At 72.7% G+C, this 26,758-nt stretch carries 21 protein-coding genes; 8 read left to right on the plus strand and 13 right to left on the minus strand.

Annotation, left to right across the window (positions count from 1 at the left end):
- Positions 1–227 precede the first annotated feature (227 nt).
- The 3 genes from greA to WMF36_RS19135 all read right to left on the minus strand — a co-directional run bounded on the left by greA (position 228) and on the right by WMF36_RS19135 (position 1,993).
- Positions 228–704, minus strand: a complete 477-nt coding sequence (gene greA, locus WMF36_RS19125) for a transcription elongation factor GreA (protein ID WP_437581051.1) — start codon at positions 702–704, stop codon at positions 228–230.
- Positions 705–821: 117 nt separating this feature from the next.
- Positions 822–1,136 carry a hypothetical protein gene (locus tag WMF36_RS19130; RefSeq protein ID WP_437581052.1) on the minus strand — a complete coding sequence of 105 codons (315 nt, stop codon included), beginning with the start codon at positions 1,134–1,136 and terminating at the stop codon, positions 822–824.
- Positions 1,133–1,993 (minus strand): outer membrane protein assembly factor BamD, encoded by an 861-nt coding sequence (locus WMF36_RS19135; protein WP_437581053.1) that lies wholly within the window; start codon positions 1,991–1,993, stop codon positions 1,133–1,135. The genes WMF36_RS19130 and WMF36_RS19135 overlap by 4 nt, the downstream gene beginning before the upstream one ends.
- A gap of 117 nt (positions 1,994–2,110) precedes the next feature.
- Here WMF36_RS19135 and WMF36_RS19140 point away from each other — a divergent pair, with 117 nt between their 5' ends.
- Positions 2,111–3,622 (plus strand): sigma-54-dependent transcriptional regulator, encoded by a 1,512-nt coding sequence (locus WMF36_RS19140; RefSeq protein ID WP_437581054.1) that lies wholly within the window; start codon positions 2,111–2,113, stop codon positions 3,620–3,622.
- 54 nt (positions 3,623–3,676) lie between these two features.
- Here WMF36_RS19140 and WMF36_RS19145 read toward each other — a convergent pair whose 3' ends face one another.
- A complete protein-coding gene (locus tag WMF36_RS19145) occupies positions 3,677–5,221 on the minus strand; it encodes an ATP-binding protein (protein ID WP_437581055.1) in 1,545 nt (514 codons plus the stop codon).
- Between the two features lie 223 nt (positions 5,222–5,444).
- On the opposite strand from WMF36_RS19145, the gene WMF36_RS19150 reads away from it, so the two are divergent.
- From WMF36_RS19150 to WMF36_RS19170, 5 genes are all read left to right on the plus strand, one after another.
- Entirely contained in the window at positions 5,445–6,095 is a 651-nt protein-coding gene (locus tag WMF36_RS19150; RefSeq protein WP_437581056.1) for a transaldolase family protein, read from the plus strand.
- A gap of 39 nt (positions 6,096–6,134) precedes the next feature.
- A complete protein-coding gene (locus WMF36_RS19155; protein WP_437581057.1) occupies positions 6,135–7,661 on the plus strand; it encodes a methyltransferase domain-containing protein in 1,527 nt (508 codons plus the stop codon).
- Between the two features lie 195 nt (positions 7,662–7,856).
- Complete coding sequence (locus tag WMF36_RS19160) at positions 7,857–8,825, plus strand: hypothetical protein (RefSeq protein WP_437581058.1); 969 nt, start codon at positions 7,857–7,859, stop codon at positions 8,823–8,825.
- A gap of 104 nt (positions 8,826–8,929) precedes the next feature.
- The gene (locus WMF36_RS19165; protein ID WP_437581059.1) at positions 8,930–13,081 is read left to right on the plus strand and encodes a hypothetical protein; all 4,152 of its coding nucleotides are present in this window, start codon (positions 8,930–8,932) and stop codon (positions 13,079–13,081) included.
- A 202-nt stretch (positions 13,082–13,283) separates the two neighbouring features.
- Entirely contained in the window at positions 13,284–15,002 is a 1,719-nt protein-coding gene (locus tag WMF36_RS19170) for a hypothetical protein (protein ID WP_437581060.1), read from the plus strand.
- Positions 15,003–15,061: 59 nt separating this feature from the next.
- Here WMF36_RS19170 and WMF36_RS19175 read toward each other — a convergent pair whose 3' ends face one another.
- From WMF36_RS19175 to WMF36_RS19185, 3 genes are all read right to left on the minus strand, one after another.
- A complete protein-coding gene (locus WMF36_RS19175) occupies positions 15,062–15,304 on the minus strand; it encodes a hypothetical protein (RefSeq protein ID WP_437581061.1) in 243 nt (80 codons plus the stop codon).
- A gap of 53 nt (positions 15,305–15,357) precedes the next feature.
- Positions 15,358–16,650 (minus strand): hypothetical protein, encoded by a 1,293-nt coding sequence (locus WMF36_RS19180; protein WP_437581062.1) that lies wholly within the window; start codon positions 16,648–16,650, stop codon positions 15,358–15,360.
- Positions 16,651–16,789: 139 nt separating this feature from the next.
- Positions 16,790–18,157 carry a hypothetical protein gene (locus WMF36_RS19185; RefSeq protein WP_437581063.1) on the minus strand — a complete coding sequence of 456 codons (1,368 nt, stop codon included), beginning with the start codon at positions 18,155–18,157 and terminating at the stop codon, positions 16,790–16,792.
- 305 nt (positions 18,158–18,462) lie between these two features.
- On the opposite strand from WMF36_RS19185, the gene WMF36_RS19190 reads away from it, so the two are divergent.
- Both WMF36_RS19190 and WMF36_RS19195 read left to right on the plus strand, forming a co-directional pair.
- Complete coding sequence (locus tag WMF36_RS19190) at positions 18,463–20,382, plus strand: L,D-transpeptidase (protein WP_437581064.1); 1,920 nt, start codon at positions 18,463–18,465, stop codon at positions 20,380–20,382.
- Positions 20,383–20,608: 226 nt separating this feature from the next.
- A complete protein-coding gene (locus WMF36_RS19195) occupies positions 20,609–21,634 on the plus strand; it encodes a tetratricopeptide repeat protein (protein WP_437581065.1) in 1,026 nt (341 codons plus the stop codon).
- A 102-nt stretch (positions 21,635–21,736) separates the two neighbouring features.
- Here WMF36_RS19195 and WMF36_RS19200 read toward each other — a convergent pair whose 3' ends face one another.
- From WMF36_RS19200 to WMF36_RS19225, 6 genes are all read right to left on the minus strand, one after another.
- Positions 21,737–22,216: an ATP-binding protein gene (locus WMF36_RS19200; RefSeq protein WP_437581066.1), complete on the minus strand. Its 480-nt coding sequence runs from the start codon at positions 22,214–22,216 to the stop codon at positions 21,737–21,739.
- Positions 22,213–22,797, minus strand: a complete 585-nt coding sequence (locus WMF36_RS19205) for a SpoIIE family protein phosphatase (RefSeq protein ID WP_437581067.1) — start codon at positions 22,795–22,797, stop codon at positions 22,213–22,215. Before WMF36_RS19205 ends, WMF36_RS19200 begins: the two co-directional genes overlap by 4 nt.
- Positions 22,794–23,579 carry an anti-sigma regulatory factor gene (locus tag WMF36_RS19210; protein WP_437581068.1) on the minus strand — a complete coding sequence of 262 codons (786 nt, stop codon included), beginning with the start codon at positions 23,577–23,579 and terminating at the stop codon, positions 22,794–22,796. Before WMF36_RS19210 ends, WMF36_RS19205 begins: the two co-directional genes overlap by 4 nt.
- Positions 23,560–23,955: an STAS domain-containing protein gene (locus tag WMF36_RS19215; protein ID WP_157906757.1), complete on the minus strand. Its 396-nt coding sequence runs from the start codon at positions 23,953–23,955 to the stop codon at positions 23,560–23,562. Before WMF36_RS19215 ends, WMF36_RS19210 begins: the two co-directional genes overlap by 20 nt.
- Positions 23,956–23,978: 23 nt before the next feature.
- The gene (locus tag WMF36_RS19220; protein WP_437581069.1) at positions 23,979–25,328 is read right to left on the minus strand and encodes an STAS domain-containing protein; all 1,350 of its coding nucleotides are present in this window, start codon (positions 25,326–25,328) and stop codon (positions 23,979–23,981) included.
- A 553-nt stretch (positions 25,329–25,881) separates the two neighbouring features.
- Entirely contained in the window at positions 25,882–26,571 is a 690-nt protein-coding gene (locus WMF36_RS19225; protein WP_437581070.1) for a hypothetical protein, read from the minus strand.
- Positions 26,572–26,758: the final 187 nt, after the last annotated feature.

Below are 26,758 nucleotides of genomic sequence, written 5' to 3' on the forward strand. Positions count from 1 at the left end.
CGCCGGCGCCGGCGTGGACGGGCGCGCCGATCCGGATTGAAGGCGCGGCGCCGAGGGAGCCCGGTGCCCCGGCGCTCCCGGCGCGGCGCCCGCGAGCCCGTCCGCGGCGACGGTCGTGTCAGGCCGGCTCCCGTGGGCGGATCGACCGGGGGGCACGGACCCCCCGGGAGGTCGGCCGGAGCCCCCATGGCCCCGCGGGCGCATCGGAGCCGCCCCGTTGCGATCGGTCATGCGTAGGAGACTTCGAGGATCTCGTAGGTGCGCGGCCCTGCCGGCATCATCACGCGCACCTCCTCACCGACCTCATGGCCCAGCAGCGCGCGCGCGAGCGGCGAGGCGATGGAGATGCGCCCGACCTTGAGATCGGCCTCGTCGGGCCCGACGATCCGGAAGCTCTGCTCCTCGTCCGTGTCCACGTTCGCGAGCTTGACCTTGGCGCCGAACTGGACCTTGCTCCCGCTCAGCTTGGACGGATCGATCACCTCGGCGCGCGAGAGCGTCTGCTCGAGGTAGCTGATGCGGGCGACGATCATACCCTGCCGCTCCTTGGCGGCGTGGTACTCGGCGTTCTCGGAGAGATCTCCGTGCTCCCGGGCCGTTCCGATGTCCTTGACGACCTGCGGCAGGTCGCTCTCTTTCAGCCGTCGCATCTCTTCGCGGAGCCGCGCTTGTCCCTCGGGCGTCATCGGTACTTTCTCGGACATGGTGGGGACGCTTTTAGCATGGCTTCCGGCCGGTCGACGACGGCGCGAGACGCGCCGATCGCTCAAAGCGCCGGACGCCCGGGCCGCAGCGCGCGCTCCGCCCTGCCCCCCGCCGACCTACCCCCGCCAGCGCACGATCTTCCGCGGGGGCCGCCGCGCGTGGGCGTCCGCTGACTTCGTCGCGCTCCGGACGAGGGCCGCCGCGGTCCGGGAGAGCTCCTCGGGGTGCGGCCCGCCGTGCGGGACGGCAGCGGCGTCCACCGCCGCCGTGGCCGCGCCGGTCGCCTCGGCGACCCGCACCTCGACCGGGACGTCCGCGTCCGGGAGCCGCACGAGGCCGCGGTAGATGAACTCGCCCGGCGAGTCGCCGGCGTCGGTCTGCTCCAGCACGTAGCGAGCACCGGAGGACGGCCGCCCGACGGCCTGCGTCACAGCCGCGGCCCCGAGCGGGCCGGGCCCGACGCCGCCTTGGCGGGCGCGCGGCGCTGCCCGCCGGGGCCCATCTCGTCGAGGAAGCGCCGCGCGGTCACGGCGAACGGGCCGCCCCAGTCCCGGATGACCGACTCGAACACGGCGCGCGCCTCGTCCGGCTTCTTCATCTTGAGGAGCGTCTCGCCCTTGAGGACGAGCGCCTCCGGGTCGAGCCCGGAGCCCGGGAAGGTCCGCAGCGCGTAGTCGATCCGCGCGAGGGCCGCGTCGAACACGTCCTCCTTGAGGTAGTAGCGCGCCACGTAGAGCTCGTGGCGCACGAGCCGCCCCGTCACGACCTCGAGCATGTAGGCCGCGTCCTCGCGGTAACGGCTGCGCGGGAACTGCCGGAGGAACGTGCGGATCTCCCTGTGGGCCTCGATCGTGGTCGCCTGGTCGCGCTCCTCGGCCGGCGGCAGGAAGACCGTGTCGTCGATGTCCAGGTAGAGCGCCTTGGCCATCCGGTACTTCGCATACTCGACGTTCCGATCCGTCCGGTGCTCCTGGATGAACGCGCGGTACGCCGAGATCGCCTCGGGGTACTTGCCCTGCTCGAACTCGAGGTCGGCGATCCGGAGATCGGCGAGCCGGGCGTAGCGGCTGTACGCGAAGCGCCGCTTCACCTCGGAGAAGAGGGCGCGCGCGTCCTCCCAGTCCTTGGCCTCGAAGGCGGCCATCGCCTCGTTGTACGCGGCGCGCGCGTCCTCGGTATACGTGAGGGTGGCGGTGCGGCCGTCGTTGAATTCGAAGTCGCAGCCCACGAGCCCGCCCAGGGCAGCGAGGCACCCGGCAAGGGCGAGGACAGCGGCGGAAGGTCTCATCGGGCACGCCTCGTACCCAATCCGGCGCCGGCGCGCCAGGGCTTCCGCCGCGGGCCGCGCCTCCGCGCCCCTGCTCCCGCGTCGTGGCGCACGGGTGAGCTGGGGTATGGTCGGCCCATGCCCGCTTCCCCTCCAGCGCCCCCCACCCCGACGCTGCACCCGGGAGGCGCGGCCTCGCCCACGGTCCTCATCGTGGACGACGAGCGCAACATCCGCCGCACCCTCGCGCTCGTGCTGCAGGGCGAGGGCTACAGGGTCGCCGAGGCCCCGAGCGCCGAGGCGGCGCTGGAGCTGCTCGCGCACGGCGACAGCCCCGTCGACCTCGCCCTGGTGGACCTGCTCCTGCCCGGCATGAACGGCCTCGACCTCCTCCAGCGCGTGCGCCAGGACGACGCCACCCGCGAGCTGCCGGTCATCGTGATCAGCGGCCACGCGACCGTCAACGACGCGGTGAAGGCGGTCAAGCTCGGCGCCTGCGACTTCTTCGAGAAGCCGCTCAACCGCGAGCGCGTCCTCGTGGGCGTCAAGAACGCGCTGCAGAACTCGCGGCTCGCGCGGGAGGTCGAGGATCTGAAGGCGCAGGTGCAGTCGCGTTACGAGATGATCGGCCAGAGCGCCGCGATGCAGCGGCTGTTCAAGGAGATCGATCGCGTCGCGCCCACGAAGGCGAGCGTGCTCATCACCGGCGAGAGCGGCACGGGCAAGGAGCTCATCAGCCGCGCCATCCACCGGCTCTCGCCGCGGGCGCGGGGGCCCTTCGTCCGGGTCAACTGCGCCGCGATCCCGCGCGAGCTCATCGAGAGCGAGCTCTTCGGCCACGAGCGCGGCGCGTTCACCGGGGCGAGCGGACCGAAGCGGGGCCTCTTCGAGCAGGCCCACGGAGGCACGCTGTTCCTCGACGAGATCGGCGACATGGACCTCGCCGCCCAGGCCAAGGTGCTGCGCGCGCTGCAGTCGGGCGAGATCTGCCGCGTCGGCGGCGAGCACAGCCGGCACGTCGACGTCCGCGTGCTCGCCGCGACGAACAAGGACCTCTCGCGCGAGGTCGCCTCGCTGCGCTTCCGCGACGACCTCTTCTTCCGCCTCGCGGTGTTCCCGATCAAGAGCCCGGCGCTTCGCGACCGCATGGACGATCTGCGAGCGCTCGCCGACGCGTTCATGGCGGCGTTCTGCAACGAGAACGGCCTGAAGCAGAAGGCGATCGATCCGGTGGTCTACGCCGCGCTCGAGCGCCGGAGCTGGCCGGGCAACGTGCGCGAGCTCAAGAACGTGATCGAGCGCGCCGCGATCCTCTCGAGCGATGTCGTCACCATCGCCGATCTCCCGGAGGATCCGCACGAGAACCCGTTCGAGGACGACGCGCAGGGGGCCGCCGGGGAGGGCTCGATCGCGCCCCCCGCCCCCGGCGCGGCCGAGCCGCACGCGGGCGCGGCCCGCCACGAGCCGGAGCGCCCTCGCCTCACGCTGCGGGAGTTCCGCGATCGGGCCGAGCGCCGCTACATCGTCGAGGTGCTGGCCAGCCTCGACTGGAACATCTCGCGCGCGGCCGTTTTGCTCGGCGTCGAGCGCACGAACCTCCACAAGAAGATCCGCGCGTACGGCATCAAGCGGGGCGAGGCGCCGCAGTAGCGCCGACGGACCGCGCGCGCGGCTTTGCAGCGAGGCTGCCGCGGCCTTGCCGCGCTACGCGGCCCCCCCGAGCGCCCTGCGGACGGCGCGGAGGAGCGACTCGGCCGTGAACGGCTTCCCCAGCACCGCGGCGTCCGGCCGGGCGGCGAGCGGGCCGTCGAGCGCGTCGCCCGTGTAGCCGGACATGAAGAGCACCCGCATGTCCGGCCTGAGCTTCACGAGGCGCTCGGCGAGCTCGCCGCCGGACATCTCGGGCATCAGCACGTCGGTGAGCAGGAGGTCGACGCGCCCGCGCTGCGCCTCGCAGACGCGCAGCGCCTCGCCCGGCCCGCGCGCCGTCAGCGTGGTGTAGCCGTGCTGCGCGAGGATCCGGCTCGCGAGGGTGACCACCGCGTCCTCGTCGTCGGTGACGAGCACCGTCCCGCCCTCGCCCCGGCGCGGCGCGGCGTGGGGCGCGCGCCCGCGCCGCGAGGCCGCCGCCCGCGCCGAGAGCGGCAGGTAGATCTCGACGCGCGTGCCCTCCCCGGGCTGGGACGCGAGCTCGATGAAGCCGCGCCACTGCTTGACGATCCCGTACACGGTGGCGAGCCCGAGGCCGGTCCCCTTCCCCCTCGGCTTCGTCGTGAAGAACGGCTCGAAGGCGCGCGTCCGCACGTCGTCGCTCATCCCGCTGCCGGTGTCGCTCACGACGAGGCGCGCGTACCGGCCGGGCGGGATCGCCGGGTGCGCGTCGTGCAGGCTCCCCGCGGCGCCGACGCGGACCGCGCGCGCCTCGATCGACAGCCGGCCGCCGTCCTGCATCGCGTCGCGCGCGTTCAGCGCGAGGTTCATGACCACCTGCTCGATCTGCCCCGCGTCCGCCAGCACCCGGCAGCCCGAGGGGCCGAGCGCGATCGCGAGATCGACGCCGCCCCCGACGACGGCGCGGAGCGCGCCCTCCATGCCGCGCACGACGTCCCGCAGATCGAGCACGACCGGCTGCGCGAGCCCCCGCCGGCTCACCGTGAGCAGCTGGCGCGTGAGCGACGCCGCCCGCTGCGCGGCGCCCTTGATCTCGGCGAGGTCCTTCTGCACCGGGCTCTGCTCGTCGAGCTCCTCCATCACGAGGCTCGTGTAGTTCAGGATGATCGCGAGCAGGTTGTTGTAATCGTGGGCGATCCCGCCCGCGAGCCGCCCGACCGCCTCCATCTTCTGCGCCTGGCGGAGCTGCTCCGAGAGCTCGCGCCGGCGCTCCTCGGTGCAGCGCGAGGACGAGAGATCGACGATCGCCCCGACCACGAGCCGCTCCCCGCGCCGCTCCGTGAGCGCCTCGGTCCGCATCACCCGGACCGTCGACCCGTCGCGACGCGTGAGGCAGGTCTCGAGCGGGCTCGCCGGCGGCGGCTTCGCGCCCGCGCCGCCCGCCACGCACCCGCCGAGGACGAGCTCGGCCGCCGCGAGCGCCTCCTCCCGCGAGCCGTAGCCGAGCAGCCGGGCGAGCACCTCGTTGCAGTCGACGAGGCGGCCGTCGAGCGAGGCGACGTAGAGCCCGGCCGGCGAGCAGGACGCGAGCAGCGGGCTGTGCTCCACCGGGTCTCTCGACGATCGTCCGCTGCTCATCGACGCGCTATCCGTGCGGAAACGTTCAGTCGGAGGGAGATCCCCGACTACCCGAACTGAAGCGCGGACTCCCCTCGACTGCAACGCCGTTCACACCGGCAACACGCATGCGTCGCGGGAGGGACGGCCGGCGAGCCGCGCAGCGTGGACGGTTTCTTCTTCTCCATCCCGGCAAACTGGCCTAGACCCCGCCGGGGCTCGGGCGAGCCCTCAGGAGCGCGGCATGTTCTTCCTCGACAGCTCGAACCCGGCCGAGATCAAGGAGATGTTCTCCTGGGGCGTGCTCGCGGGCGTGACCACGAACCCCCTCATCCTCTCGCGCGACGCGGGCTGCGTCGATCTCGAGCAGCGCATCCGCGAGGTGCTCTCGGCGTCGGCCGGTCCGGTGTCGGTCGAGCTGACGAGCGAGACCGAGGCGGCGATGCTCGAGGAGGCCCGCGGCTACCACGCGTGGGCGCCCGAGCGGATCTGCATCAAGGTGCCGTTCAGCGACGTCGGCCTCAAGGTAACGCACGCCCTCGCGAAGCGCGGCGTGCGCACCAACGTCACGTGCGTGATGAGCTTCAATCAGGCGTACCTCGCGGCGCTCGCCGGCGGCGCGTACGTCTCGATCTTCAGCGGGCGCATCCGCGACATGGGCTACGCCGCGACCCCGGTCATCGAGCGCACGCGCGTGCGGCTCGAGCGCGAGCGGCTAAGCGCCGAGATCATCGTCGGCTCGATCCGCCACCTCATGGACGTGAACGAGGCGCTCGACGCCGGCGCGCACATCGTGACCGTGCCGCCGGTCATCCTGCGGAAGATGCTCCACAACCCGAAGACCGAGGAGACGATCCGCGAATTCAACGCCGCCTGGGAGAAGCGTGCTAAGTAGCCGCGCGTGAACGCCGAGCCCGGCCGCGCGCGAGGAGAAGTGGAAGCTCGAGGGCCGCGCCCCCCCGGAGACCTGAGAGACGAGGACAACCCCGGCCGCCGCGCGCCGCTCCGCGCCCCGGAGGAGGCCCCCGCCGGACGCAAGTACGCGGTCGAGGAGGTGAACCGGGCCCTCGTCGCCGTCGCCGGCCGGCCCCGGACGGTGCTCGACGTCGGCTGCGGGATCGGGCTCAACGGCGCCGCCGTCAAGCGCACGGGCGCGCGCGTGACCGGGATCGAGATCGCGCCCGGGTCGCGCGCGCGCGCCGGGGAGGTGCTCGACGAGGTCCTCGCCGCCGACATCACGAGCGACGCCGCCGTGCGCGAGGCGCTCGGCGACCGGCGCTTCGACCTGCTCCTGTTCGCCGACGTCCTCGAGCACACCGCCGACCCGCTCGCGGTGCTCTGCCGCTTCCTGCCGCACCTCGAAGAGGACGGTCACGTCATCGTCTCGCTCCCCAACGTCGCGGCGTGGCCGGTGCGCCTCGGCCTGCTCGCCGGTCGGTTCGACTACGCGCCGAGCGGCATCCTGGACGACTCGCACCTCCGCTTCTTCACCCGCGCGTCGGCGCTCCGGCTCGTCGAGCGGGCCGGGCTCGAGGTGCTCCGCGTCGAGCAGAACCCGATGCTCGTCCGCGCCGCCAAGGGGCTCATCCTGAGCGGCCTCGGCGCCGGCGAAGACCCCACCGATCTCGCCCGCTCGCTCCCCTACAAGGCCTACCAGGCGCTCGTCCGCCCGCTGGAGGACGTCGTGGCCGACCGCGCGCCCGGCCTCCTCGCGTTCCAGCACGTGATCGTCGCCAGGAAGCCGCCGCGCCCCCGCCGGATGCGGCTCACCGTCGGCATGCTCACGATGGATGAAGAGGAGAGCGTCGGCGCCATGATCAGCGAGATCAGGAAGGCCGCGCCCGACGCGGAGATCCTGTGCGTCGACAGCTCCACGCGGGACAGGACCGCCGAGATCGCGGCCGGTCTCGGCGCGCGCGTGCTCCGCCAGGTGCCGCCCCGCGGCCACGGCCCGGCGATGGAGCTCCTCATGTACAGCGCCGCTGCCCGGAGCGAGCTGCTCATCTACCTCGATTGCGACTTCACCTACCCCGCCGAGAACATCCCGGTGCTCCGGCGGCTCGTCGAGGAGGAGGGCGCCGACGTGGTGAACTGCGCCCGCACCCGCACCAGGCCCGCGGCCATGCCGGTCCCGAACTACCTCGCCAACCGCGCCTTCGCCGCCATGGCGCACGCGATGCACGGCATCCCCACCTCGGACGTCCACAGCGGCATGCGCGCTTACCGGTGCTCGGTGATTCGCGCGTTCGACTTCGACGGCGAGGGGGACGCGCTGCCCATCGACACGCTGCTCTTCCCGGCCAAGTGCGGCTATCGCGTGGTGGAGATGCCCATCGAGTACAACGAGCGCGTCGGCACCTCGAAGCTGCGCAAGGTGGCTGGCACCGTGTGGACCATGATTCGCCTCCTGCGCGCGCTCCCCGTCGGCGACCGCCTCGGCGATCGCTACGAGCGCCGCTAGGCGTCACGTCGCGCGCGTCACGTCGCGCGCCGTCAGGCATCGCCGCTTCGGAGATCAACGGCCATGAAGCGGTGGCGACGCGGTGCGGCGTCACCGCTCCCGCGTGGTCATCGCATTGCGGTCGCCTATACTCCGCATCTTTGACTCCAGAGGAGGCAAGAGATGCGGTTTCTGAAGGTAGTTTACGTACTAGGTGTGTCCGCGCTGACGGGCGCGGCCGCGGTGGCGGGCTGCGGAGGCGACGACGCCGGCGGGACGAGCTCGAATTCTCCGGGGGCGACCAGCGGCGGGGCCGAGCGCGACTGCTCGCTGAAACACCCGGTCTGCACGGCGGTCACCTCGGACTGCGTCGCCGTCCACGACAATCAAGGCGCGACCACGCTCGGGCTGCGCATGGCGCAGCTCACGATCACGAAGCCCGACGTGCTCGCGAGTGGCTATGTCGCCGGCCTCGTCACCCAGGGCCTGACGATGAACCTGCCCCAGTGTAATCTGAACGGCACGGGCACCTTCTCCTGGCTGCTCGAGTTCGACACGACGACGGGCAAGCTGCGCACCGGCGGCGCGATGCCCACGGTTGACCCGCGCGAGGGCTACTGCTTCGCCAACATGACCGCCGGCGAGTTCGAGATCGCGCCGACCGAGATCGACGCCCCCCTGACCGACGGCGCGTGGAGCGGGGAGGCCGAGACGCTCAACGTCCCGATCTTCCTGGAAACGAGCCCGGAACCGATCATCCTACCCCTGCACCAGGTGCGGCTCACCGACGCGAAGGTGTCGGCGGACAACAACTGCATCGGCCGGTACAACGTCGAGGGGCTCGAGTGGGACAACGCCTGCCTTCCCGGCCAGGACGGCGATCCGCCGGCGTTCATCAACGGCGGCAAGCTCGCCGCCTTCATCACGCTGGAGGAGGTCGACCGGGTGATCGTCGACGCTGTCAAACAGAGCCTCTGTGTCGTGCTCTCGGGCGATATCGTAAAATACGGGACCGGTGCGGACACCAACACCTGCAAGCGCGACGAGAACGACCAGATCGTGCTGAAGGGCGACTGGTGCAGCGCGACGAACTCGCCTGCGACGGACGACTGCGCAGACGCCTATGCGCTCGGCGGCGAGTACGCGGCGAGCGCCGTCAAGATCAACGGTCTCTGCCCCCAGTAGCGCTTGCGGGCGGCTCTCCGGGGAGCGTACGCTCTGTCGTGGCGTCCTGATGCCCGCGTTCAGCGGGCTCGGCGCTGCGGGTCGCGCTCCTCGGAGGGTTCCTTATGCCCCGCGTCATCAAGCACTTCTCCTCCATCCTTGTGCTCCTTGTCATCGCCGGATGTGCCGCTTCGGGCGGCGGGTGCTCCGGCTGTGGAATGACCCCCCTCCCCGCCGGCTTCAAGCCCGCGGACCGCGTCGAGAACGCCGGCGCGGCGCGGCTCACGCAGTCGGGCATCGAGTTCCTCGAGCAGAACCTGGGTGTCCTCGGGCGCGCGCTGCTCGGCGGCGGGGACAGCGGCGTGATCACGTTCTCCGTCCCCCGGACCCCGGGCTCCGTGCTCGGTGGCATCATCGATTACACGCTCTGTCCCGGCGGGGCCGATGCGGCGGCGACGCCCCCGGCCTGCACGGCCGAGATCGACGTGGGGCGCGCGGCGCTGCAGATCCAGCCCAAGGCGCCGCACAACCTGGTCATCCGAGGGCCTCTGCCAGTGCGAATGCAGAGCCTGCCCATCTTTCTGGACGGCGGCATCCTCGGAGAGAGCACCCAGTACGTCACCCTCAACGGCAACGGCGCGTGCCCGCCCGACGAGCAGACCTTCACGAACATCGATGTCGAGGTCGATCTCTCGATCGAGATCGACGTCAACCCGCAGCACTCGAGGCAAGGCTACTCGCGCGTCAAGGTCGTCCGGCTCTCGATCGACGAAGATCAGCTGGAGTCGAGCCTGCACCTCGACTGCGGGGGCACGTGGGTCGGCGATGCCCTGGATTTCGTGAAGCCGATCATCACGAGCTTCATGGGATCGATGTCCGACACGCTGAAGGCCCAGCTCGATCAGCAGCTCTGTCAGAAGGCGGATCCGACCCTGGACCCGGCCTGCCCGGACGGAACGAACGACATCGGCGGCGTCTGTCGCTACGGCACGCAGGCGACCGACGAGTGCGCCTCGATCCTGCTCGGCGTCGAGGGGCACCTCGACCTCGGCCGGCTGCTCGCGGGCATCTCTCCCGGCACCCAGGGCGGGTTCGACCTCCTGCTCGCCGGCGGCGGCATGAGCGAGCGCGACGACGGCTCCGATCTCGCGTGGGGCGACCTCAACCCCGTCGGCAACGGGGTCACCCTCGGCCTCTACGGCGGCGCCGAGCCGCTGCCGACGTCGAAATGTGTGCCGCTGTCGGACATCAAGCTGCCAGCGGGCATCCCGATTCCCGATGAGCTCGTCGCAAACACCCTCTCCGGTTGGCCCGCCGACCTCCCCGGCCCGCACATCGGTCTCGCGATCTCCGAGCGCTTCGCGAATTACGCCATGAACGGTCTCTACAACAGTGGACTGCTCTGCCTCGGGATCTCCACGGAGACGGTGCCTCTCCTCAACTCCGGCACGCTGGGGCTGCTGGCCGCGTCGGCGAAGGACCTCACGCTGCAGCGCGAGTCGCAGCAGGTCGCGCTCGTCATCCGCCCGCAGGCCCCGCCGCGGGTCACCTTCGGGAATGGCACGAACGCCAGCGACGATCCGCTGATCCGCATCCAGCTCGACCGGGCGAGCTTCGATTTCTACATCTGGTCGCTCGACCGGTTCATCCGGTTCATGACGGCGACGTTCGATCTCGATGTGCCGATGAACCTCGCGGTCACCCCCGAGGGGCTGACGCCGGTGATCGAGACGCTCGGGGTCACGAACGGCGAGGTGACGAACAGCGGGCTGCTCCGGGAAAACCCCGAGTCGATCGCGGACGCGCTCGGCAGCCTCATCGGCAGTCAGGTCGGGCAGCTGATCGGCAGCGGCCTCCCGGCGATCGACCTCGACGGGCCGCTCGCGGGGCTCGGGCTCTCCCTGGTCGTCCCGGAGTCGGCCGAGGGGGCGGGCTCCCCCGGCCTGCGGAAGCTCACGAAGGGGCAGGACAACTACCTTGGCATCTTCGCGTCGTTCGGCACCGCGGCGCAGCAGCGCGCGATGCGGAGCGAGACACAGGCCGAGCTGAGCCGCAAAGAGGTGCGGGCCGAGGGGCTCCGCCTGCCGACGATGACCCGCGACAACGCGCCCACGGCCCGGCTCGTCATGGGCTCGCCGCTCGACGACGGCACCCGGGTCGTCGAGTACTCGTACCGTGTCGACAGCGGCGTGTGGCGCCCGTTCACGCGCGAGCGCATCGTCGACCTGCGCGACGACTGGCTGCGGCTCCCGGGGCGTCACGTGATCTCGGTGCGATCGCGGATCGCGGGCGACCCGCTGTCGCTCGATCCCACGCCGGCGACCGTGGAGATGGTGGTCGACGTCGATCCGCCGGTCATCTCGGTCGGCGCGGCGGTGGACGGCTGGGTGCCGCTCGAGGTGCGCGACCGGGTGTCGGACGCCGAGCGCGCGAAGGTGCGCGTGCGGCTCGACGGCGGGGCGTGGTCGCCCTGGTCGACGGCGGCGGAGATGCGATCGGTGGACGTCGGAGACGCCGCCGACATCGAGGTCGAGGCCGTGGACGAGGAGGGGAACGTCGGCGCGGCGCGGCAGGCGATCCTCCGCGGCCGCGTCCCCATCGACCCGTCGGCCGGCTGCGGCTGCGTCGTGGCCGGCGGCCCGGGCGAGGGCCCGTCGGGCGGCCTCTGGCTCGGCCTCGCAGCCGCCGCAGCGGCCGTGCGGCTCGCGCGGCGCGGCGGTTCCCGAGGCGCCGCGCCTGCCCGGGGCGATGCGCCGTCGCGCGCCCGGCGTGGCGTGCGCGGCGTGCGGGGCGCGCTGGCCGGCGTCGCCGTCACCGCGCTCCTCGGCTCGCACGCGGGCTGCTCGTGCAGCGATGAGCCGGTCGTGGAGGACCCGGGGTGCGTCGCGCCCGGCTGCATGACGCTGGAGCACGGGCTCATCGGGGCCTACACGTCGGTCGCGGTCGCCGCCGACAAGCGCACGGTCTGGGTCGCCGGATACGCGGAGGCCGACTGGCACAACGCGTTCCAGTGGGGCGACCTCGTGGTCGGCACGTGGGACGGCGAGTCGGTCGCGTGGGAAGCGATCGACGGCGTGCCCGCGGAGCCTCCGGTCGACCCGGCCAGGTTTGACGTGAGCGGGTTCCGCGGAGGCCAGACGGATCCGGGCGACGACGTCGGCCTCTGGACGTCGATCGCGATAGGTCCGGACGGCGAGCCGGCGGTGGCCTACTACGACCGGACCCACCGCGGGCTGAAGCTCGCGCAGAGGCAGGGCGACACGTGGGCCGTGAGCTCCGTGCAGCAGGCGCCGAACAGCGACATCGGCCGCTACGCGAAGCTCCTCTTCGTGAAGGGGCTGCCCGTCATCGCCTACCTCGCGATGGAGCCAGGCGAGGACGGCGCGGTCACGTCGAGCGTCCGGCTCGCGACCGGGGAGAGCGCCACGCCCGGGGAGGGCGCGTGGCGGTTCGAGGATGTGGCGACGGACGAGGCGACGCCGTGCCGGGAGTTCCTCTGCGACGAGGGGACGAAGTGCATCCGGGCCACGGGGCGCTGCGTGAAGCCGCTCGCGAGCGGCGACTGCGCGCCGGCGTGCGCCTCGGGACAGGTGTGCATCGACGAGGGCGGCTCGCCGGCGTGCGCCGCGATCTCCGACGGGAACCGGACCGACACGTACCCCGAGGCGATCGGCGACTACATCGCGATGGCGCCGGACAACGCGGGCGGGTTCGGCCTGGCGTTCTACGATCGCATCCACGGCGACGTGGTGATCGCGTCGCGATCGGCGGGGGCGTGGGAGACCCGGATCGTGGACGGCGCGGCGCCCGACGGGACCGACACGGGCGACGTGGGCATGGGGGCGTCGCTGTTCATCGATCGCGCCGGGGACTGGCACCTCGCCTACGCCGACGGCCGCTCGGAGGGGCTCCGGTACGCGCGGGTGAAGGGCGGCGCGGACGTCGAGCCGTCCGAGGTGGCGGACGACGGGCTCGGGATCGAGGGCGTCCCCTTCGAGGACGGGCAGCACCTCGTCGGCGACGACGCGAGCGTGTTCGTGACGGCGGCCGGGGAGGTGCGCATCAGCTACCAGGACGCGACGAGCGGGACCCTGCGGCTCGCGATCGGAACGAAGAGCGGCGACGGCCACAGCTGGCTCGTGCAGGAGATCGAGCAGGAGGGGTTCGCGGGCGCGTTCTCGCGGATCGTCGAGGTGGACGGGCAGCTGCTCATCGCGAACTGGTGGCGCGTCGGCGGCCAGACCACCAAGGGCGACGTGGCGCTCGTGGCCCCGTGAGGCGCCCGCCCGGGTTGCGGCGCTGTCCCGCGAGGGCGCGGGGCGCCGCGCGCGGAGCCCGCCGCGAGCGCTCCGTCGGCAGATCGCCCTTGATCCGGCGATCCGCCGACTGAGTATGCTCCGGTCGGCGCGACCAGGGCGCGGTGCGTCTTCTGCAACGATGTGCAGGCAGAGCGGAGCGTCACAGGAAAGGCTTGGGACGATGAGAGCGACGGAACGGACGAGCAGCAAGGCGGTGAGCAACGCATCCCCTCTCCCCTCCGGCGGAGCGCAGGACAGGGTCGGCGCGCCGGCGCGGCGCGCCGCGCGCCGGCGGAGGGTCGGCATCCCCTTCTCCTTGTGGATGCTCCCCGCCGCGTCGGCGGCCGTGGCGTTGCAGCTCGCCGGATGCTGGCCGCTGTCCTACTCCGAGGACTGCGAGGACGACTCCAGGTACTGCCCCCCCGCCGGGACCGGCGGCACCGACACGCCCGAGCCCACCTGCGACGCGGATCCGACCCAGGATGCGAGCACGGTGACGGACCAGTGCGCTGTGTTCGCCAGCGCGGGCGCGGCGTCCGGAGGGGACGGGACGAAGGGGAGGCCGTACGCGACGCTCGCGGAGGCGATCGCGAACGCGAACGGCAAGCGGGTGCTGGCGTGCTCGAGCGAGGCGTTCGAGGAGAGCGTCACGATCAAGGCGGCCGTCGAGGTGATCGGCGGGTTCGACTGCGCCGCGGGCTGGACGTGGAGCGATCAGGCGCGGAGCGCGATCGAGGGCCCCGCGAACAAGGTGGCGCTCACGCTGGCGGAGGACGCGAGCGGGGTGAAGCTGCAGAGCTTCGCGATCCGCGCGGCCGACGCGACCGAGCCGGGCGGCTCGTCGATCGGCGTGGCGGTCGCGGACATCGAGGCGGAGCTCGTGCGCGTCGACGTGATCGCGGGCGACGGGATGGATGGCGCGAGGGGCGAGACGCCGGCGGTGGCGCAGGACGGCGTGAGCGCGCCGGATGACGTCTCGGATACGTGCGTCGGAACCGTCTACGGCGGCGTGCCCGGCGTGACGAGCTGCGACGATGGCGAGACGCGCGGCGGCATCGGGGGGCTCGGTGGAAAGACCGTGGAAGACGAGGGGCGCGGGCAGAACGGCACGGACGGCACGCCGCTACCGGGAGAGAACCCCGGGGGGACCGGCCTCGGCGGCATCGGATACGGACAGCCGGATGCGCTGAACAACTGCACGCGCGGCGAAGAAGGCGCGCCTGGCACCCATGGCCAGACCGGCGACCGTGGCAGCGACACCCTGCTGACGCTCGCCAGCGTCAGCGGGGGCGACGGCAGAAGCGGCACGAGCGGGGCGCGCGGCCAAGGTGGAGGGGGCGGCGGGGGCGCGAAGGCGGGGCAGTTCTGCGCGGCCGGCGAAGGGAGGTACGACGACGGCGTGGGCGCCAGCGGCGGCGGGGGCGGGGCCGGAGGCTGCGGGGGGAAAGGAGGGGGCGGCGGCAAGGCCGGCGGGTCGAGCCTCGGGATCCTCAGCCTCGGGACCCGGCTGGTGCTGACCGAGGTGAACATCACGGTCGGCGCTGCGGGCCACGGAGGGACCGGAGGCGACGGAAAGCGCGGCGGCAACGGCGGCAACGGCGCTGCGGGTGGCTCCGTCGATGCGGATACGGGTCCGGGCGCCCGGAAGGGCTGCGACGGAGGCCCGGGCGGCGCGGGCGGCGACGGCGGCCCCGGCGGCGGCGGCCGAGGCGGCCACGCGGTGGGCATCGCCTACAAGGTCACGCCGGCCTCCGCGCCCGCCGAGCTGCCGTTCGAGGGAGGCCCGGCCGGAGACGGCGGTCCCCCCGGGTTCAGTGGCGCGGAGGTCAGCGCCGGCGCGCCCGGGGTGACCGGCGCATGCTGGGACTTCGCCACGAACACGAGCTGCGCGCCGCAGTGAGCCGCGCAGCGGCGCCGTCACGTGCTCACAGTGAGCCGCGCAGCGGCGCCGTCACGTGCTCACACGGACGCCGAGCGGATCTCCGCCGTCGCCGGGCCGCTCACGCGTGCGCGCTCGGCGGCCACGAGCTCCAGGAGCTCCTGCCGGGTCGCCTGCCCGCTGTCGAGCAGCTCGCGCATGGCGCCGTCCACGTAGCCCTTCGTGCGCGCCAGGCGGGGAGCGCTCTCCCCGCCCTCCCGCGCGGTCAGCATGTCGTGCAGCATCCGCCTGAGCCCCGTCATCGCCTCGGTCTTCGAGCGCATCGCCATCACCTCGCCCGATCGGCCTAACGAAGGCGGCGCGATCCGGCCAAGTTTCAGGCGCGCGGCAGCCTGCTCAGCGCGAGATCCGCGGCCGGGCGCTCGACCCCCGCGAGCGCGACCCCCGGCCCCTTCCGCGGGACGAGGACCACACGGCAGCGGCCGCGGGTCGCCGTCTCCGCGTGGGACAGCCCGAAGTCGAGCGCCGCGCCGATGGCGAAGACGAGCGCGCCCATGCCAAGCAGCTCGGGCGACCCCGCCCGCGCGCCGTCGACGAGCAGCGAGACGCCGAGGTATGTCCCCAGCCCCAGCGCGACGAGCCCCGCGTAGAGGCCGAGCCGCGGGTAGCGCACCTCGCGCGTCGCGCGGAGGAGCGCCTCGACCGGGATGTACGTCTCCTGCTCCCGCAGCGTCCGGCCGAACAGCTCGGTCCGGCTGCGGACGGTCACGCCTCTCGGGCCGATCTCCACCGAGGCGGGCCGGCGGTACCGCAGGAGGAGCCGACCGGCGAGCCGGGCGACGTGCGTCACCAGCAGGATCCCGGTCGCGGCCAGCAGCACGAGCGCCACCGGCCCGCGCGGCGGCGGCGACAGCTCGCCCGCGAGCCGCCCCGGCGCCCGGCCGTCGGCATCCGGCCCGCCGGCCGCCCAGCCCTCGCCGCCGGTCGCCCCGGCGCCGCCCAGCGCGGCCTCGCCGTCTGCGGCCGAGGCGCCCGGCGCGCGGCTCGGCCGCCTCCCGGGCGACACGGCGTCGCGCAGCAGCGAGCGCACGATCGGATCGCGCACCTCGTCCACCAGCGCCGCGGCCTCGGCGCGCGCGTCCGGCGAGGCGCTCCCCCGCAGCGCGGCCGCGGCGATCAGCGCGCCCGCCCGGCCGAGCTGCGGCAGCGCGCCCTGGTCGGCGCGCCGCACCAGCGCGGCGACCGCCCGCCAGAGCCCCGCGGCGCGCTCGCCCAGGGCCGCGTCCAGGGCGGTCAGCGCGTCGACCGAGGTGTACGTCGCCAGCCAGACGAGCGCCTCGGCGACGCGCCCTTCCGCCTCCGGCCCCTCGGGCGGCGAGAGGGCGACCCCGCGGGCGAGCAGCGCGGCGAGGAGCACCCGGGTGGCGCTCCCCGCGCCCTCGCTGGTGCCGCGCTCGAGCGCCCGGATCACGTTGCCGAACCGGGTCTCCGCGTCAGCGACCGACAGGCCCGCGCGGTCCACGAGCTCCGCGAGGCCGCCCTCCAGGGTGGTCCGCCGCTCGTCCGCGGCGGCGAAGGCCGCCGTGTGGACGACCCGCGCGAGGTCATCGCCATGGGGGTGTCCGGCAAGCTCATCGAGCGCGGCGTGCGGAGAGTGTTCGGGCGTCATCGGCGCGGGCTGGTCGGATTAACTGAACGCCGCCCCTTTGGCTAGTGTTCCGCGCGGCCCCCGGCGCCGCGGCCGGCGCTCCGCCCCCCTGGCGCGGCCGCCCCCGCCCCGCGCGCCGCCTCATTCCGCGGCCCGCGCGCTACTTCCTCCGCGCTGCGGCCTGGTCCCGCAGCGCCTGCTCCACGAAGCCCATGATCAGCTTGAGCTGCCGGTTCGTGACGTGGAGCTTCGACCAGATGACCTTCCCGTCGGTGTTGAACGTGACCTCATCCACCACGTCGATCTTCGTGATCCCCAGGTTGATGCTCCGGATCGCGTTCAAGGTCCTCGTGAGCTCCTGCGCGTGAGCCAGCGCATCTTCAGGGGATTCGTCGCCCGCCGTGACGGCCAGGTCGGCGCCCCCGTCCTGGGTCGGCGTGACGGTGAGCCGCATCCACGCGATGCTGCGCGGCAGCGCCTGGACCCCGCGGAAGGCGTTCGCCGGCGTGAGCATCGAGATGACGATGCCCGCCGTCGACGATTTATTGAAGCCTTTCATGGACTTCAACTTGGATAGCTGATCTTCTTCTTCAGCAGGAAGGACCACGAGCAGCCGCCGGTTCGGGACCATCGCGAAGATGCGCTCGCTGCGGTCGGCGGTGGCCCGGGCGGCGGGGACGGGGGCGCCCTCGATCCACGACCCGTTCGATCGCTGGACGACGACGTCGACGGCCGCGCGCATGGCCGCCTCGGGTGCCCGGTAGTCCATGACGGCGACGACCTTGCTGGAGTCGCGGAGCTGCGGCCCGGCGATGAGGAGGTGGTCGATGTCCCGGATCGGGTCGATGGTGGTGTCCTGGAAGAAGGACTGCCACTGGGGGATGGTCGTCAGGATCCGGCCGAACCAATCGCCGAGCTCGTGGCTGCGCAGCCGGTCGCCGGCGATGAGCACCTGCACGTTCGGGTCCTTCGACGCGAGCTTGCCCGGCGCGCCCGCGACGCTCAGCGGGGTGCGCAGGTTCGGTTGATCGCCGTCGTCGCCCGTGCCCGCGTCGCCCGCCGCGTCCGGGCCCGCGTCGCCCGGCGGCCGGCGGCGCGGCGGCTTGGGCGCGCCGGCGTCCGGCGCCTCGGGCGCGGCGCTGGCCGACGCCGCGGGAGGAGACGGCGCGGGCGGCGGCGTCGCGCTCGCCGCGGCGCCCGCCCCGCCGGGCGTCGCCTCGCCGCCGGTCGCGGAGGGCGCCGCGGCGACCGCGCTGGGGTCGTCCGCGAGCAGGTCGAGGTCGATCGGGACGATCGTCTCGCCGGCGTCGTAGTCGGTCAGCTCGCCCCGCAGCGCGAACATGGCCTCGAGCCACGAGAACAGCGGGGTCGGGAGCAGGGGCAGGTGCAGGAGCAACGCGACGGCCGCCGCGGTCGCCAGCGCGCGCCTCGATGCGGCGCGGACGAGCGGGATGACCCCGGTGCCCAGGCCCGCGCGCCGGGCCGCAGTCGTGTTGTTCAAGCCACGCCCCGGGGTCCGTTCCGCCACGGCGGTACCCTAGCAGCAGCCGCTCGAACGGCATCCGCGCTGCGGACGGCGCGCCGCCCGCGCGTGCGCCGCGCGTGCGCCGCGCGTCGCGGCTGCGTGGCATGTCGTTCGCTCTGGCGACGGTCATGCGATGCCGCCTGCCCCGGCGCCCGCCGCGGTGAACCGAGGGGCGCGCGCTCCGCAGAGAAGTGGATCGACACGTGAGTGACCAGGTACTAAGACCGCCGAGCCGACCCGACCCTACGGGTCGATCACCAGACCGCGAGGACCGGGAAGGCCAGTCCTCGCCCAACGCTGTGGATGCGATGAACCGCTCTCAGGCGCCCCGACCCCGCGGGCAGAACGACCCCGCACGATCGCACGGCAGCGGCAACGTCCGCACCGGCGGCGCGCGGAAGCCGCAACCTGCGCCGGATCCCGGTCGCTCCGGGGGCGGCGCCAGGCGCACCTCGCTCGTCTCGAGCGCGCTCGGGTTCATCGCCGCGGCGGCCTTCGCCGGCACGGCGGCGTGGGCGAGCGGCTGCCAGGGCGAGGCGCCTCCCGGCCCCTCCACCGAAGGCAAGTCGCCGCCCGAGCGGACGTCGTCCCTCCCCCGCCCGTCGCCCACGTCCGCCGCCCGCGCGCACGCGTCCGCCGAGGCCCCGAGCCCGAGCGCCGAGCCCTCGGCGGCCCCGGAGCCGCCCGCGCCCGACAAGCCCTACACGGGGCCGCTGCTCGGCTCGATCGTGCCGCAGGCGTCGGTCTACCCGACGATGGAGTTCTCGAAGCAGCGGCTCGGCTACATCCGGCTCGGCAGCAAGGTGCCTGTCGATCCGAAGCCGATCAAGGGCGGGAGCTGCGCCAAGGGCTGGTACCGCCTCCTCGACGGCGGCTACGTCTGCGGGAGGTCGGCCACGACCGATCTGTCGAACCCGCAGGTCCGCCTCGGCATCACGCCGCCGAACCTCGAGGAGGTCCTCCCGTACAAGTACGCGTTCAACACGACGCACGGCACGCCGCTCTACCGCTCCGTCCCCTCGAAGGACGAGATGACGCGCTACGAGCCGTACCTCGAGTCCTCGAAGCGCAAGAAGAAGGAAGAGGAGAAGCAGCGCGCCGAGGAGCTCTACGAGGAGACCGAGAAGGAGGTCGCCGCCGCGGCCGCAGCCGCCGCCGCTCGCCCCTCGGCGAGCCCCCCCGAGGCGGGCGCGACCCCCGTGGCCGCGGTCACCTCGGAGGCATCTGCGACGGGGGACAAGGCGGCGGCCGTCGCCGCGGCCGCGTCGCTCGGCATCGCCCCGGCGCCGGTCGAGGAGGAGCCCGAGAAGCCGTGGTGGGAGAACGTCGACGACAAGGGCAGGCCGCTCAACGTCACGCTCGCCGATCTCGACAAGGACGCCGACTCGACGGTCGCGAAGCGGATGGTGAAGGGCTTCTTCGTCGCGGTCGACAAGACCTTCGGCTGGAACGGCCGCAGCTGGTACAAGACGACCGCGGGGCTCGTCGCGCCGAGCGACCGCATGTACGTCATCAAGCCGCCGTCCTCGCAGGGCATCGACTTCCCCGAGGGCGCGAAGTCGGTCGGCTTCATCCTCGCGAAGTCGGCGAGCAAGTATCAGTTCGACGACGAGATGAAGTCGGTCTCCGTGGCCGGCTCGCTGGAGCGCTTCGCGGCGTTCGGCCTCACGGGGGAGTCCCACAAGCACAGGTCGGTCGTCTACCGGAAGACCACCGAGGGCTGGTGGATGAAGGGCGCCGACGGGACGTACACCGAGCTCGGCGCCCCGCCGCCGGACCTCGCGCCGGGCGAGAAGTGGATCGACGTGAACGTGTCGCGCAAGACGCTGATCGCGGTCGAGGGCGACAGGCCCGTCTTCGCGGCGCTCATCTCCCCGGGGAGGCGCTCGAAGGACAAGAAGAAGGACCACCCGACGCTCACGGGGGTGTTCCGCATCCGCGAGAAGCACATCGCGACCACGATGGACGGCGACGGGACGGTCGCGGGCGACCTGCCGTACAGCATCGAGGACGTGCCGTTCGTCGCGTACTACGACGGGTCGTACGCGTTCCACGGCGCCTTCTGGCACTCCAACTTCGGCCGGGAGATGAGCCACGGCTGCGTGAACCTCTCGCCGCTCGACGCGAAGAAGGTCTTCTTCTGGAGCGAGCCCAGCCTGCCCCGCGGCTGGCACGGGGTCTGGGCGACGCCGGAGAACCGCGGGACGCTCGTGTCCATCCACGAGTGAGCGGGCCACGAGTGAGCGGCGGCGGTCCCTCGCCTCGAGTGAGCAGGCCACGAGTGAGCGGCGGCGGTCCCTCGCCTCGCCCGGACGACCGGCCGCCTGTCACCCAGCGAGCGCCGGGCTCGTCGCTGGAAATCCGGGTAGGTCGTTCTCGGAACAGCTTGAACGGTCGCTTTGACGGGGCTCCCTCTTGACTCTGGAGCCCCCTTCGCACACTTGTGGAGCCGCCATGGACCAGTTCTCGGCGCACCTCGATCGCGGGTGGGATCTTGTCCAGCGCGGCGACACGCGCGGAGCAGAGGCGTCGGCCCGGCGGGCGCTCGAGCTCGATCCGAACTCGCCGGAGGCTCACAACCTGCTCGGCTTCGTCGCGGCCCTCGAGGGCGAGGGCGAGGAGGCCATCGAGGCGTACCGCCAGGCGATCGCCCTCGATGACACCTACCTGGAGGCGATGCTCAACGCCGCCGAGGTGTACATCCACCCGCTCGGCGATTTCGATCAGGCGATCGAGATGTGCGACCAGGCGCTCGATCTGGCCGAGGTCGATGAGGAGATCATCGACGCGCTCCTCCTCAAGTTCGACGCGCTCCTCGGCAAGGGCGATCTCGACGAGGCCGCTCAGGTCGCCGCCAAGATCCCCGAGGGCCCCTACGACAACCCGAACCACACGTTCCTCGTGGGCCGCGCCTTCTACGAGATCGGCCAGGCCGACAAGGCCGCCGCGCTCATCGAGGAGGCAGCGCTCAAGGATCCGCGGCACGCCGAGGCCCACTACTACCTCGGGCTCATCCGCGACGAGCGCGGCGACGTCCGCGGGGCGACGCAGGCCTTCCTGCGCTCGCGCGAGCTCGACGTCGAGCTCGGCATGCCCCCCTGGGCGCCGAGCCGCGACGGCTTCATGGCGCTCGCCGAGAAGACGATCGCCGCGCTCAACCCTGTGCTCCGGCGCTACGTCGAGGGGGCGGAGCTCTACATCTCCGACGTGCCCGGGATGGAGCTCGTGGCCGAGGGGGTCGATCCGCGCGCGCTGGTCCTCCTCGACGGCCTCAACGCCGACGAGCGCGAGCGCGGCCTCCGCGGCAACGTCGAGGTCCACCCGTGCGCGCGGGTCTTCGTCTACGCCCTCAATGTCGCGCGCCTCGCGGGCAGCATCGAGGCGCTCGACCGCGAGATCAACCTCGCGCTCGAGCGCGAGATCACCGCGACGTTCCTCGAAGCCGAGCAGAACGAGCGGACCGAGAAAGAGCTCAACTGACGTCGGCGGCCGTCAGCTGACGGCCGCACGGCCGCACGTCCGCACGCGAAAACGGCTGCGGGCGCCTGCGCGCCGTGGCGTCAGGACGACCGGCGTCGCCGCTTACTTCCACTTGATGGCGATCACCTCGGTGCTGATGCCGGGCGACGAGCGGATGACCACGGAGCTCATCAGCCGGTGCACGGCGCCGAGCCCGAGGCCGAGCCCCTGACCGGGCATCCTCGGCACGAGCCGCGCGGAGCTCGACGAGGACGGGCTGCGATCGCTCTTCGGCCCCACGTCCTCCAGCATCGCGATCTTCGGATCCAGGCCGGGGCCGGAGTCGCGCACGATCACCTCGACGCCCCAGCGGCCGCTCCCCGCCGGCGCGTCCTCATGGATCGCGCGGATGCTGATGCTGCCGCCGCCGCCGTGGCGCACGGCGTTCGACACGAGCTCGGCGATCGCGATCGCGAGCTCGTGCTGCGCGCGCTCCGAGAGCCCCGCCCAGCGCGCGATCTGCGCGCCCTCGGCCGCGCAGGCGAAGCGATCCTCCTCGCGCGTGACGGGGATGCTGAAGGCTGGCGGGGTCCGCTGCGTCACGCCGCGCCCCTGTCGCGGAGCACGGCGACGACGCACGTCGCGTCGTCGAACGACTTCTTGTGGGCCTCCACGATCCGGCGCGCCATCTCCTCCGGATCGAGGTCGCGGAACGCGCCGAGATCGAAGCCGCTGGCGATGCCGTCCGAGTGCAGCAGGACGACATCGCCCGTGGCCACAGGGAAGCGAAAGCTGCGGAGCCGCCGCACGCGCCGCCCGAGGATCCCGGCGGAGCAGAAGATCGGCATGGCCGTGCGCGTGATCGCCTTCATCGCGATGTTGCCGACGCCCGAGAACTCGAGCTCGCCCGCGCTCTCGTCGATGCGCAGGAGCGCCGCCGCCGCGCCGCGCGTCGACGCGATGTGCTCCCCTGCCCCTGTCAGGAGATCCTCGAGCGGCATCGAGGCGTGGTCCTCCACGTAGCGACAGAAGGCGGAGGCCGCCTGCGCCGCGTGAGGACCGTGGCCGAGCCCGTCCGCGAGGCCGATCAGCACCCAGGGTGCCTGCCGGACCACCACCACCTCGTCGCCGGCAACCTCTTCGCCGGCCGCGACGCAGCACGCGGTCCCTATCGCGATCGTCATCCGAGATACTTCCTGACCGTCACGGTCGTCCCCGCACCGGGCGCCGTCTTGACATCGAACGCATCCATGAGCGCCTTCGTGCCGCGGAGGCCCGCGCCCATGCCGTGGCGCGAACGGTACTTGCCGCTCAGGATCTCCTGCAGGTTCGAGATCCCGGGCCCGTGGTCCTGCGCGATGATCTCGATCGCCCGCATCGGCGAGGTGAGCGAGCGGACGACGATCTGCCCGCTGCCCGCGTACCTGACGATGTTGCGCCCGAGCTCGGAGATCGCGGTGACGATCTTCGTCTGCAGGACGTCGCTGACGAGGTGCTCGATGCAGAGCTCGCGGCCCGCTGACCGCGCGCGCAGCACGTCCTCCTCGTTGCGCACCTCGATGGTGATCTCGCGCGGCGCCGGGGCCGCGTGATCGAGCTCGCCGAGCTCGGTGATGCACCGATCGAGCTGCGCCTGGTCGCGGACGAACAGCTTCACCCCGCGCTTGACCTCGACGAGCAGCCGCCGCAGATCGCCCTCGCGCGCGTAGAGCGGGTCGACCTTCGCCTGCCGAATGCCGCAGTCGATCACGCTCTTCCTCACCGCGGGCGAGAGGAATTGCGCCAGCACCGTCTCGATCTGATCGGTGATCGAGCGGCCGACGATCTGCGGCGACGACGGCACAGGGCCGCGCGCCGACTGCGGCGAACTCGGCAAGCGCGTCGACACCGGTCCACCGGACCGGCTCGACGGCGGCCCCGTGGCGCCGCCGCTGGAGGGCGGTCCGTCACGAGGAGGGATCTTCATGCGACACCTCGTTCGTGAGCTCCGGCGGCATCATGTCGTCCTCGGCGGACGGCGCGAGCATCTCGACGGCGCGCTCCAGGTTCAGCGCGGTCACGACGCCAGGTATCTCGAGATCCATCTCCACGAGGGCGATCGCGACCGCGGGACGCAGGCCGCACACCGCCGTCCGGACACCCATCAGCCGGGCCGTGAGCGCGATGTCACGGATGGCGCGGGTGAGATAGCTGTCGAGAATCTCGACGCCGGAGAGGTCGACGATGAGACCGCGGGGTGAGCGCGCTTCGATCGACCCCGTCACGTCGTCGCGCAGCTGCTCGACCTGGCCGTCGGTGAGCCCGCCCTGCACCGAGACGATTAAATTCCCGAAGAGGCCCACGATGGGGACCCTACCCGCTTGCATCAAGTGGACGTCTCCTTCCTCGCGCTGAGCTGCAGCTGTGATGTGGTCATCGGACCGCTGCCCGACGGATCGAATGCGGCCTGCATGCCACCAGAGGTGAACGGCTGGCCTGCCTGCTTCTCGTCGCCGTTGGCCGCGCCGCGACGGCCGCCCATGAGGGACGAGAGCGTCGGCTTCTGGCCGGCGAGCGCCAGGCTCTCGCGCAGCGCGTGCTTCAGGTTGCGCGCGGCGCGGACGGTGCCGAGGTTGATGCCGAGCTCCACCATCGTCTGCGCGACCGCGGGCCTGACCCCGGTGATGCGACACCGCGCGCCGAGCAGCTCCACCGCCTTCATCAGCTTCATGAAGTGGTCGGCCGTCTGCGTGTCGATCACCTCGACGCCCGTCACGTCGATGATGACGTAGCGCGACTGGCGACGGACGATCTCGTCGAGCAGCCGCTCCATGATCTGCGCGCTCCTGCGCGAGTCGACGACGCCGATGATCGGCAGCGCGAGGACGTCGTCCCAGAGCTCGAGGATGGGCGTCGAGATCTCGTCGATGGCGTAGCGGAGCCGCTCGACGAGCTCGCTCTTGGCGCTCTCGCTCTCGACCAGATCGCGGTTCTTCCCCTCGAGATCCTCGATGAGGCGCTTCTTCTCGGTCGCGTCGCGGAAGACGGCGACGGCGCCGGAGATCGAGCCGTCCTTGCCCCGCATCGGGCTCGCGCTGACCGTCAGGAACAGCCCCGTCGCGGGGCCGGCCTCGATGCGCGGGTCGGTGAACACCGGCGGCACGCGGACCGAGCGCGGCTCGGCGTCCTCGCCCTGCGGCCCCGAGGCCGGGGCGAGGGTCGGCATGGCGTTGCCCGGCATGCCCTGATGCCGGCGGGCGACCCGCGCGTCGTGCTCGGCGGACCTCCGCGCGAAGAGCTCCACCTGATCGACCGTGTCGCCGCGCAGCGCGCGCGCGAGCGGGTGCTCGGACGCAGGCCAGGGCGTCGCCTGGTCCGGGAAGAACAGCGTGGCGTCGCCGGGCCCCGGGTCGTCGCCCGACGCGAGGTCGAGCGGCGCGCGGCCGAGCATGTGCTCCGCGGCCGGGTTGCGCATCAGGAGCTCGCCCTTGTGGTCCACCACGGCGACGCCGTCCGCCATGCTGTCGAGCACGAGCTTGAAGATGCCAGCCTGCCGCCGCAGCTCGTCCTCCGAGCGGGCCAGCTGCTCGCTGCGCTCGCGCGCCTCGCGCATCGCCCGGTCGAGCTGCGCGGCCTGCTCCTTCGCCGCGCGCTCGTGCCCCTCGATCTGCTGCTCGAGCGTCACGATGCGCTCCGTGAGCCTCGTAACCTCTTGCCGCAGAGCTTCTTCGCTCATCGCGAACTCTCCGTCCTGAGCCCGCGCTCGCCGTGCGCAGCGCTGGGCAGCGCGTCTCTCCGATGCGCGCCGCGACGAGCCGCCTTGCAGGCTCGCCCGCGATCTGCGCACCGGGAGGATGAGCCGCGCGGGCCGGACGAGACGGCCGCGGAGAGCGCCTGGCGCTCCGCCGTCCTGTCCGTCCTTTGCACGCTCGTAACGCTCATGTCTTCTCCTCGCAGGGTGCCCTCGCCCGAACGGGGGCCGTGTCCAGCACCAGTCGAGAAACACAGCTTATCGCTAACCGGGCAACCTACCGTCAAGCTTCGCGTCGGCCGTGCGTGTCGCTTGTGGCGACGGCATCCGCCGTCGCCCAGACGAGGTAGCCCGTGCCCATACAACCTCGCCGTGCTCTGCGTCACGACGGACGTCGTCTGCCGCGCCGCAGCGAGGCCGAGCTCGGCCGCCAGGCACCTTGGATTCCGCTCCGGATGAGCGGATGGAAGGTCCGAACGCACGTGAGGTTCCTCGCGTGGGGCGCTCTGCGTGGGGCGCGTAGAAGCGCGCGGGCCGATCAGTCGCCCAGGCTCTGGCGCTCGCGGGTGCGCCGACGCTTGGCCTTGCGCTTCGAGTCGACCGGGCGCTTCGGGTCCGGCCCGCTCTCGCCGGTGGTCGGCGCGCCGGCGTCGAGCCAGCGCCACAGCGCCATCTGGTCGGCCGTCGCCCCGTGGCGGATGGCGCGCTTCAAGATCTTCTTCGCGAGCACCAGCTTGCCGCACCGGGCGAGCGCGTGGGCGTAGCTCGCGGCGATGTCGGCCTCGCCCGTCTGCGCCTCGGTGGCCTGCGCCAGGAGCGGCAAGGCGTCCTGGGGGCGGTTCAGGGCGACGTCGTAGAGGTGGCCCAGGTTGTGGGCGTACCACGGGTTCTCGGGCGCGATCGCCAGGGCGCGCTCGTAGGCGCGCGCGGCGTAGCGGTAGTTGCCGAGGAGCGACTGCGCCAGGCCGAGCACCGCCCACGCCCCGTCGTCCTCCTCGTGGAACTGCAGCACGCGGCGCGCGAAGAGCGCGGCGCGCCACGGGTCGTGCTCGACGCCCATCTCCGCGAGGTGGCGGTGCGCATAGAGCCACGGGTCGCTGCCGGGCGCCGTCGCGCGGGCCAGGCGCGCGAGCAGCGGGAGGACCCTATCCGCGTCGAGCTTGTCAGCAAGCGCTCGATCGATGTCCCGTCGAAGCCGGTCGATATCCTCCGCTCCACTGCGCGCCATCCCTTCCGTGATACGACCAGTGGGCGAGCTTGGCTAGCGCGTTGCGCGCCGGGAGGCGCCGCCTGGACGGCGTCGCACGCGAGCGCCCACCGACGTACGCTGGCGGGCGGTGTCTGGCGCGCGCGGGGACGGCGGGGAACGCCTGCGCGGAGCCCGGTCCGCCGCCTCGTCGCGGCGGACCGACACG

The sequence above is a fragment of the Sorangium sp. So ce887 genome (genome assembly GCF_051521455.1).
Taxonomy (GTDB): Bacteria; Myxococcota_A; Polyangia; order Polyangiales; family Polyangiaceae; genus Sorangium.